This is a genomic window from Terriglobales bacterium, from assembly GCA_035454605.1.
In the GTDB taxonomy this organism is placed as follows: domain Bacteria; phylum Acidobacteriota; class Terriglobia; order Terriglobales; family Acidobacteriaceae; genus DATMAB01.
Genome location: DATIGQ010000180.1, coordinates 1 through 8362 on the forward strand (window position 1 = coordinate 1; position 8362 = coordinate 8362).

Here is an 8362-nt window from a genome sequence, read left to right on the forward strand (position 1 = left end):
CCGCGCTACCGCCAGGTGCCCGCGATGCACCGGGTCAAACGTCCCGCCAAAGAGAGCAATTCGCATGATTGAATCAGTAAATCAGCGGATCATTGAATCATTAAAACGCACCGTCTCCAATCGGTGTTCATTGATTCACTGATTGACTGATTCACTGATTCACTTCCTTATCCGCGTTCATGCGCGTGAATCCGCGGCGAGAGCCGTCTCCTGGGAGCGCACCCGGCGGACACGCTTGGCCATAGCGTACTTCAGCTCCTCAATCCCTTCGCCGGCCACCGCGGAAATGGCATGGAACTCGAGCTTGAGCTTCCTGGCATGGCGGCGCAGCCGGGCGAGCTTCGAGTCGCGCGACTTGCGGTCGGCGACGTCCAGCTTCGACGCCACCACCATCATGGGCTTCCGCTCCAGCCCGGCCCCGAAGCTTTCCAGCTCGTTCATGATGACGTTGAAATCTTCCACCGGATCGGGGCGGCCGCTGGAGTCGCTGACGTCCACCAGGTGCACCAGCAGACGCGTGCGCTCGATGTGCTTCAGGAACTGCGTGCCCAGGCCGGCGCCTTCGTGCGCGCCCTCGATGAGCCCGGGGATATCGGCGACCACGAAGCTGAACATCTCCGCCGCCTCGCCCACCGCCACCACGCCCAGGTTGGGCTGCAGGGTGGTGAACGGATAATCGGCGATCTTGGGCCGCGCCGCCGAGATGCGCGAGATCAGCGTGGACTTGCCCACGTTGGGATAGCCCACCAGCCCCACGTCGGCCAGCAGCTTGAGCTCCAGCCGCAGGTGACGCTCTTCTCCGGGACGTCCGGGCTCGGACTCGCGCGGCGCCTGGTGGGTCGAGGTGGCGAAGCGAGCATTGCCGCGCCCGCCGCGCCCGCCGCGGGCGATGCACAGGCGCTCGTCGGCGCGCGCGAAGTCGTGCACCCGCTCGCCCGTGGCTTCGTCATAGACGACGGTGCCCACCGGCACTTTCAGCACGATGTCCACGCCTTCGCGCCCGGTCTTGTTCGAGCCCTCGCCGTGCCGACCGCGCTCCGCCTTGTACTCCGGATTGAAGCGGAAGTGCACCAGGGTGTTGTGGCGCTCGGACGATTCCAGGTACACGTCGCCGCCCTTGCCGCCATCGCCGCCCGAAGGCCCGCCGCGGGGCACGAACTTCTCCCGCCGGAAGGCCACGCAGCCGTTACCGCCGTCTCCCGCTTTCACCCGGATTTTGGCTTCGTCAATGAACATCAGGGGTCAGTGGCTCGTGGTCAGTAGCCAGAAAAGCAAAAGGCACAGAGCTTTCTCTGTGCCTCCGTGTCTCTGTGGTGAAGTCCTACGCCTTGGCCGGCTCATCCACCGGGACCACCATGACGTAGCGGCCCATCGAGCCCTTGTCCTGGAACTTGATGACGCCGGTGATCTTGGCGAACAGGGTGTCGTCCTTGCCGCGGCCCACGTTCAGCCCCGGCTTGATGCGCGTGCCCCGCTGCCGCACGATGATGGTGCCGCCGTGCACCAGCTGCCCGCCGAACGCCTTCACACCCAGCCGCTGCGAGTTGGAATCGCGGCCGTTCCGTGAACTTCCCAGTCCCTTTTTGTGTGCCATAAAGAATCCTTCGCTTCGCTCAGGATGACGCCGGCGGGCTCAGACGCCCCGGCGTCACTTCCTTTTCTTTTTGTCCTTGTCCGCCGGCTTGGCCGCCTTGTGCTTCGCGGCTGTCTTGGGGGCGGCGGCCTTCTTCTCGTGCGCCTCGGCCTTGTGCTTGGCTTCCTTCTTGGCTTTCGCCTTGTGCTCCTTGGGAGCCGGCGCGGCTTCCGCTTCCACCGCCGGAGCCGTTTCCCGCTTGGGCTTCGGAGCCTTCGCCTTCTTCTCCGGAAGCTCGGGCGCGGTGAACTTCTGGCCCTCGAACGCGATCTCGGTGATGCGCACCGCCGTAAAAGGCTGGCGATGCCCGCGCAGACGCTTGAACTGCTTCTTGCGCTTGTAGTGGAACACCAGGATCTTGTCGGCGCGTCCTTCTTCCACTACCTGGCCGACGACGCTGGCGCCGTTGCCGCGCGAAAGCTGTCCTTCGGCCGCCGAGACGGCGAGCACGTCGAATTCCAGCCGGCCGTTCTTGTGGCCCGCCCGCTCCACCCGGATGACGTCGCCGGGCGCTACCCGATACTGTTTCCCGCCCGCACGAATGACCGCGTACATGATGCTTCCTCCGTTGAAACGTCCCCGATGGGATGCGCTGGAATCGCCTCTCCGCCCCTCAGGTGCGGGACGGGCGCTTGCTTAGAGGGATTGGCACTACCGGCAAACCATTTGATTCTAACGTGCTTGCGGGGAAGTGGTCAAACCCGCGTGTCCGGTCGTCCTGGATCATTCTCCGCCGCCTCGTGGTGATGCCGGATGGGCCGCCTACGCTATCTTGTTCCCGCACTCAGGACAGAACTTCGTGCCCGACCCGAACTTGGTGCCACACTTCGAACACTGGTTCTTGGGGCGCAGCGACTTGCCGCATTCCGGGCAGAACTTCGCGCCCTGGGTCGCGGCCCCGCATTCCGGACAACTCGCCACGGCTTCACTGGTGGTATCGATGTCCTTGGTCATGTCCTGCTGGCGGACCTTTTCCTTCAACTGCTCCACCGTGGCCTGCACCTGGGCGGCGGCCAGTTCGGTTCCAATATCGGGGGCGCACTCGTAACAGAGCATGCGTTTCTGGTTCCAGCAGGTCGCCCTGCAGACCCACTTCGTGCACTTCGGACACTGGCGGAAGTTGGGCTTTGCCTCCTCGATGGCTTCTCGATAGGCCTTGTCGTGCGCCGGACCCTGGATGGCACGCTGGATCTCGTAGGCGCTCGACCCGGCCGATCCCAGCATGCCGCCGAACAGCCCTCCGGCGGCGCGCAGCGCACTGGCCGCCATGCCGGTGGCCGAAGCTTTGAATTCGCTGGTGAACCCGTTGCCGCAGCGGTCGCAGAAAAACTCGAACTGGTAGCCTTTGTCGGTAGAGTGGTCGTTGTGGTTGCGAGTGAACTGAATCAGCGTCATCAAGCCCCCGCGCGGCAGGTAGGGATACGGACCCGTCATTCTAGTCAAAGCGGTTGTAAGGAGCGAATCAGAGGTGCCGCGGACAATGTAGAGGGCGGCGAATCGGTCAAACCGCCCGCAGCTCACCTCATTTGACACGCACCGCCCACTACGCGATATTTCCCGGTCACTCTCAAAGGGGGGACACCCATGCCGATTGCGCCGGAAGTGCTCACCATGGCAGTCGATATCACCAAAGAGACCATCCGCTCCAGCGGCGGCAAGCTGGAGGAGCCGGAGAAAGTCACCAAGTTTCTGGCGGACATCGTCCACAAGCTGGATGAGCTGCGCTGGGCAAAATCCGTTTCACCGGCGGGTTGAGGAAGAAGCACTCAGCATTCAGCCATCAGCAGTCAGCCTGGAGCGCCTGCATGCCTGCCCGCTGATTGCTGGGTGCTGATCGCTGACCGCTTTTCCTCACACCCGCTCCAATTCCGGCACGGTGCGCTCGTTGGTGACGTTGCCGGTATTGAGCGTGGTCTTGGGCTCGAACAGCACCACGTGCGCTTCCTCGTCGGCCACCGGGCAATGCTCCGTGCCTCGCGGAATGATGACGAATTCTCCGGCGCGCACCTGCAGCTCGCGCTCCGCGGGGTCGCGCAGCTTCATCCGCATGGTGCCTTTCACCACCAGGAACATCTCGTCCTCCTGCTGGTGGTGGTGCCAGACGAACTCCCCGGTGAACTTCACCAGCTTCACGTAGGTGTCGTTGATCTCGCCCGCGATCTTGGGTTGCCAGTGCTCGGAAAAGCGCGTGAACTTCTCTGCCAGATTCACAGTTTGTACGGGCATGGCGGTTGGATGAACCGGGTGGGTGGCCGGTCTCGGGTTTTTCTACCTGGAATGAGTGGCGGTTCACCCCGGGCAAGCGATGCACAAAGGACGAAGGGCAGGGGGCATCAGGAATAACCGGTACACGGCCGCAAAAGAAAAAAGCACGGAGCCTCTCTGCTCCGTGCTTCCTCAGTCCTGACTGAAAGCGGATTCCTGACTGCTGATTGGTTCCTTTACGGCGCTGAGAGCGTCAGCCTAAAGGGCATGCGCCAGTCGCCATAGTTGATGGTTTCTTTCTTGCGGCCGCCCTGGCCCTGCAGGTTGGCCTCGCCGTAGTTGGTTGCTCTGCCGCAGCTGTCCGACGTCACATCCCAGGAGCTCGCACCCGTGCGCGTGATGCACACTGCGTACCACGTCAGGTAGTAGCGATAGATCTGCCGGTCACACGCGCCGTTGCGCACGTTGAAGTCCATGCGCGCCCGGCCCGGATACGGCTGGCCCACCGTCATGTTGTCGAAAAACACGGAATTGTCGGAAAAGATCGACCAGTTCACTGCCTGGTTTTGATCGTGTTGGCCCTCCCAGCATGCCGGCAGCACATTGTTCGGATACTGCGACGAACCTTCCACCGAGGAGTAGAAGTGCATCTGCACGTAGCGCGTCCCGGATCCCACCACGCCGTTCACCAGGGTGTTCATGGTGTCCAGCGTGTACACCGCGCTGTGGGTCAGGATCTGCGACTTCACGCCGTTTCCCGGCAGGTAGCCGCCCGGGATGTCGTTTTGCAGGCTGTAGGGACCCGGCCCGATGTCCGGGTTGGCCAAATCAGTACTGCAGTTGCTGCAAGTCTCTTCCAGATCCGCTCTCAACTGCAGAGCCCTGCCCGCATAGGCTGTTACCCCCAATGTCACCAGGACGACCGCCACCCATCCCAATTTGCTTACGCGCTTCGACATATATCCTCCAAAGGCACCTAGAGCCCGATGAGCGCACTGTTGGGGGGAAAACGTGCCGTACCAGCGGGGAATACAGGATAAGGCAGGTAACTACCGCGAACAATGGCACTTACGTGGGGCGAGGGTAAGCGGTCGAGTGGTTACCTAGGGCACCCGGAGGTGGTTACCCCATCGAATCGGATGGATGAAAACCGCTTACCTCGGCCACAGCCACCCGAACGTCCCGGCGGTCAGCAGCCCGTAAATCAGCCCGTCGATCATGTGCTTGATGGTGTTGCTCCAGGGCTGTCCTCCCCACACCGAATTGACGAAGTGACCCAGGCCGTAGCCCATGAACGCCGCCGTGCCCGCCACCCGGAAGACGGCCAGGTAGTGCGTTCCCGCAGGCAGCGTGCGTCCGGTCAGATAGGCGGTGAAAAAGCCCACCAGCAAGCAGTAGAAAAACCACTTGGCCAGGTAGCCGCCCATGGCCGGCGCTCCTGACGGCATGATGGTGAGCAGGCCCACCGGTCCTCGCTTGAATTTCTCCACCATCTCCGGCGAGCCGCATTCCTTCATGCTGTCGGCATGGGGAAAGTGATACAGCCCTGTGGGCAGCGTTTCGCTGCGCATCGCCTCCAGCAGCTTGTCCTCGTTGGGCAGCTTTTTGTAATCACTCTTATGGATGGGAAGCACCATGTGGATGATGGAACTGGCGACGAACACGATCACCGCCGCCAACACGATAGGAAGCCACAACGCCGTCAATGGGACCATATCCCCGCCCTCCCACGTCGCGCCGCAGGGCTTGTCCAGCCGCCCCGGCCGCGCGACAGCCTACCCCCGTGGCTGGCGCCGGTCAAGCCGTCGCCCCGCCCCTCCCGGCAGGACTACATCTTCCGTAACCGCCGGCTCGCGCTTTCCACTGGCGTCCGCCCGGCGGCTTCGCTAAAGTTTTACTCGGCTGGGTCGGACCTCCCTGCCTGCGTACCCTTCCCACAGTGGCTCGCCGCTCTTGTAAAGTAGCGATGGAGTGAGTCATGGCACATGACCGCATTGGGCCGTTCGCTATCCTGGCAGAGCTCGCCGCCTGGGAGGGCGGTTCGGTCTACAAGGCGGCTGACCTCAAGGGACGCACCGTCGCCCTGCGCACCATGCGCATGGACGCTCCCGCCGCGCAACAGAACGCGGAAGCCTTCCGCGCCGCCGCTCGCGCCGCCAGCGCCCTCGACAGTCCCAACATCGCCAGCGTCCTGGGCGGCGGCGAAGCCAGCGGCTTGTTCTATGTCGCCCTGGAATTCGTCGAGGGCGTGAAGCTCTCCAAGTCGCTCGAAAAAGGCGAGCCGCTCACGCTCTCCGAGGTCACCGACCTCAGCCGCCAGATCTGTTCCGGCCTCGACCACGCGCAATCCAAGGGCGTGGTCCATCCGGAGTTGCGCCCCGGCAACATCGTCCTGGAGTGGGACGGCACCGCCAAGATCATGGATTTCGGCTTCCCTCGCCGCCACACCGGCAACGAACTGAGCGAGGCCCTGTTCTACATCTCGCCCGAAGAAGCCCGCGGCGAACCGCTCACCTTGCGCTCCAATGTCTTCAGTTGGGGCGCCATGCTCTACCAGATGGTCACCGGCTGGAAGCCTTTCGCCGGCGACACCGCCGCCGAAGTCCGCCGCAAGATCATGGAAGAAAATCCGCCCGCGCCCCACGAAGTGGACAAGGACGTCCATCCCAACATCAGTTGGATCGTGATGAAGGCGCTCGCCAAAGCGCCCGCGGACCGCTATGCCACGGGCGCCGACCTGGTCCGTGACCTGGAAAACTACCGCCACTTGCAGATCGCGCCCGCGGAGCCGGCACCCGAGCCGCCCGCCCCGCCGGCAAAGCCGGCTGCCCCTGCTCCGGCTAAACCCGCGGCGCCAGCGCCCGCGCCGCCGCGAGAAACCACTTTCATGTACGCGCCTCCGGCTCCGCCGCCGGCGCCGCCTCCGAAGGTTTTTCCCAAGCCGGAAGCGCCCGCCGCACCCGCGCCGGCAAAACCGGAAGCTCCGCCCGCAGCCCCGCCCGCACCGTTGGCGCCTGCACCTCCGGCTGCTGCCGCGCCCCCGCCTGCTGCCGCGCCGCCCAAAGCCGAGCGGGCCACGCCCAAGGCGGCTCCGCAAGCGGTGGCTCCCAAACCGCCGGCGGCGGCCAAGCCCAAGGCGCCGGAGAGCGGGCCGAGCAATAAATTGATTTACATGATGGGCGGGGCCATCGGCCTGCTGGTCATCATCACTGTCGTGTTGGCGGTGATGCTGCGCCGTCCCGCGCCGGAGCAGGAAGCGGCTGCCGCCGCGCCCGCGCCCGCCGCCTCCCTCGCCAAGCCGGAACCGGCCACGCCGGCTACGGAGCCCGAGCCGGCCACGCCCGAGCCGCGCACCGCGGCCGCCCGAGCCAAGGCCAAGCAGCCGCCACCCGCGCCGGCCGCGCCCGTCATCGTGACCGGTGACGTCTCCATTGATTCCAATCCGCCCGGCGCCGAGATCCTCATCGACGGCAAGGCGGCCGGAGTCACGCCCCACACCGCCTCGCTCAATGCCGGCTCACACACCATCACCATCAGCAAGGCCGGACACACCGCCGTCACCCGCACCATCGAGGTCTCGGCCGGGCAGAAGGCCACCGTGGCCGTGGGACTCACCGAGCTGGCCGCCACGCTCTCCGTCTCCAGCGACCCGGCCGGCGCCGCCATCCTGCTCGACGGCAAGGCGACCGGCAAGGTCACGCCCGCGCAGCTCATCGTGGCCAAGGGCAGCCACGCCATCACCGTGCGCAAGCAGGGCTACCGCGACGCGTCGGAGACCATGCAGTTGTCACCCGGACAGTCCGCCCAGTTCGCGCCCACGCTTTCGCTCACCGGCAGCACCGAGAACATCAAGGTCGTCGGCCGCTTCGGCGGCATCTTCGGCGGCAAACCCGAGGACTCGGGCCGCGTCACCGTGCGCACCAATCCCAAGGGCGCCCAGGTCACCGTCAACGGCCAGGCCCTGGGCAAGAACACCCCGGTGGACTTCTACCTCAACCCGGGAACGTATGAGATCGTCGTCAGCCGCGAAGGCTACAAGCCCGTCAAGAAACTCGTCACCGTGGAAAAGGGCGGCAAGCACGTCGTGGATGAAACGCTGGCGAAGTAGGACAGCATTTCTCGACCTCAGTGCTCCCCTGTGTCCTCTGTGGTTAATCCTTGGCTGAGTGCTGCTTTTCTCATCCGCGTCCTTCCGCGTTCATCCGCAGCAAAATGGGTTGCGGTTTTCACGGAGAGCGGAAAGCGACGGGCGCTTCGCGCCCTGTCAATGTGTCAATCTCCCCACATTCCCCCTAACCGCCTGATCCCACTCGAAATCCGATCGGCAGAAAAATGCGCCTTTCACCCTGTCCACAATGCTATTCTGAACTTATAGTAGGATAACAACGGGAAAACAACCCGATCTCCTCCCACCGCGCCCGTTCCTGCCTTGGAAGTGGGTTCACTGGGCACTCGTTACTCGCCACTCGTCACTCGATCTTCGCAGTCGCCAACCGCCAAGAGCCAATCGCTAAGAGCGCCTTA

At 64.1% G+C, this 8362-nt stretch carries 9 protein-coding genes; 2 read left to right on the forward strand and 7 right to left on the reverse strand.

All coding sequences use genetic code 11. The annotated features are described in order from the left end of the window. Window positions 1-177: 177 nt before the first annotated feature. From obgE to VLE48_12820, 4 genes are all read right to left on the reverse strand, one after another. A complete protein-coding gene (gene obgE, locus VLE48_12805) occupies window positions 178-1236 on the reverse strand; it encodes a GTPase ObgE (GenBank protein ID HSA93885.1) in 1059 nt (352 codons plus the stop codon). A gap of 85 nt (window positions 1237-1321) precedes the next feature. Then, window positions 1322-1594, reverse strand: coding sequence for a 50S ribosomal protein L27 (rpmA, locus tag VLE48_12810; GenBank protein ID HSA93886.1), 273 nt, complete (start codon window positions 1592-1594; stop codon window positions 1322-1324). 54 nt (window positions 1595-1648) lie between these two features. Continuing rightward, entirely contained in the window at window positions 1649-2188 is a 540-nt protein-coding gene (gene rplU, locus VLE48_12815; GenBank protein ID HSA93887.1) for a 50S ribosomal protein L21, read from the reverse strand. 207 nt (window positions 2189-2395) lie between these two features. Continuing rightward, entirely contained in the window at window positions 2396-3067 is a 672-nt protein-coding gene (locus tag VLE48_12820) for a zinc ribbon domain-containing protein (protein HSA93888.1), read from the reverse strand. Between the two features lie 150 nt (window positions 3068-3217). Between VLE48_12820 and VLE48_12825 the strand changes: the two genes are divergently transcribed. After that, entirely contained in the window at window positions 3218-3388 is a 171-nt protein-coding gene (locus VLE48_12825; GenBank protein HSA93889.1) for a hypothetical protein, read from the forward strand. Between the two features lie 96 nt (window positions 3389-3484). On the opposite strand, the gene VLE48_12830 is transcribed toward VLE48_12825, so the two are convergent. The 3 genes from VLE48_12830 to VLE48_12840 form a co-directional block, all read right to left on the reverse strand. Beyond that, a complete protein-coding gene (locus tag VLE48_12830) occupies window positions 3485-3859 on the reverse strand; it encodes a cupin domain-containing protein (protein HSA93890.1) in 375 nt (124 codons plus the stop codon). A 215-nt stretch (window positions 3860-4074) separates the two neighbouring features. After that, entirely contained in the window at window positions 4075-4797 is a 723-nt protein-coding gene (locus VLE48_12835; protein HSA93891.1) for a hypothetical protein, read from the reverse strand. A 195-nt stretch (window positions 4798-4992) separates the two neighbouring features. Then, on the reverse strand, window positions 4993-5553 hold the full coding sequence (locus tag VLE48_12840; protein HSA93892.1) for a hypothetical protein: 561 nt from the start codon (window positions 5551-5553) through the stop codon (window positions 4993-4995). Between the two features lie 263 nt (window positions 5554-5816). Between VLE48_12840 and VLE48_12845 the strand changes: the two genes are divergently transcribed. Then, complete coding sequence (locus tag VLE48_12845; protein HSA93893.1) at window positions 5817-7946, forward strand: serine/threonine-protein kinase; 2130 nt, start codon at window positions 5817-5819, stop codon at window positions 7944-7946. Window positions 7947-8362 lie beyond the last annotated feature (416 nt).